Below are 1,003 nucleotides of genomic sequence, written 5' to 3' on the forward strand. Positions count from 1 at the left end.
CGCCAGGTGAAGAAGTGGAAGAGGATGCGAATGCGCAATTTTAAGCAAACTCAACCAAACTTAAACCGTCGCAGAGTGCGAGGGATGACGTTGCTTGAAGTGTTGGTTGCACTGGCTATTTTTGCCACCGCGGCGATCAGTGTGATTCGCTCTGTGAGTCAACACATCAACACAGTCAGCTACTTAGAAGAAAAGATGTTTGCAGCAATGGTTGTGGATAACCAAATGGCGAATGTGATGCTAGATACTGGCGCGCTGAAAGCCAAGAATGGTACCGAAGAGCTAGCAGGGCGTACATGGTATTGGAAAGTCACGCCTGTAGCCACCACGCAGCCATTGCTGAAAGCATTTGATGTAAGTGTCGCGACCGCGAAAAACGCGAGTCCAGTTGTTACGGTAAGAAGCTATGTGGCGCAGTAATCCCAATCGCGCAAATAAGCGCCGTACAGCAAAAGGTTTTACACTCATTGAAGTGCTGGTGTCGATAGCAATCTTTGCCAGTTTGAGCGTGGCGGCATACCAAGTGGTGTCGCAAGTTCAGCGCAGTAACGAGTTGTCGCAAGAGCGAACTCAGCGTTTGAATGAACTGCAACGCGCCATGGTGATGATGGATAACGACTTCCGCCAAATGGCATTGCGTCAAACGCGTACCAACGGCGAAGACCCTGCCGGGCAACTGATCTTTTGGTCGGATTATTTACTCGATTCCGACGCGAAAGGCCTAATGTTTGCACGTGTGGGTTGGCATAACCCGCAGCAACAGTTCCCGCGTGGTGAAGTGACTAAAGTGGGCTATCGCGTTAAAGAAGAAACCCTGCAGCGTGTTTGGTGGCGTTATCCAGATACCCCAGTTGGGCAGGAAGGCATTGTCACTCCGTTGCTGACGCAGATGGAATCTTTCGACATGCGTTTTTATGACGGTAAACAGTGGAAGAAAGAGTGGGACAGCAATAAAGAGTTGCCGAAAGCTGTCTCAGTTGTCTTGAAGTTGAAGGATTACGGT

At 49.8% G+C, this 1,003-nt stretch carries 2 protein-coding genes; both read left to right on the top strand.

Annotated elements, in window-relative coordinates:
- The first annotated feature begins 30 nt into the window (after positions 1–30).
- Positions 31–420, top strand: a complete 390-nt coding sequence (gspI, locus tag R8O10_RS24105; RefSeq protein WP_005478722.1) for a type II secretion system minor pseudopilin GspI — start codon at positions 31–33, stop codon at positions 418–420.
- Positions 407–1,003: type II secretion system minor pseudopilin GspJ (gene gspJ, locus R8O10_RS24110; RefSeq protein ID WP_318191809.1), on the top strand; the 597-nt coding region annotated here is incomplete at its 3' end. The genes gspI and gspJ, both read left to right, overlap by 14 nt.

It is taken from the genome of Vibrio sp. 1727 (assembly GCF_033344415.1).
In the GTDB taxonomy this organism is placed as follows: Bacteria; Pseudomonadota; Gammaproteobacteria; order Enterobacterales; family Vibrionaceae; genus Vibrio; species Vibrio alginolyticus.

Coding starts and splice junctions, on each gene's coding strand:
- gspI (WP_005478722.1), top strand. CDS start 31: ATGCGCAATTTTAAGCAAACTCAACCAAACTTAAACCGTCGCAGAGTG.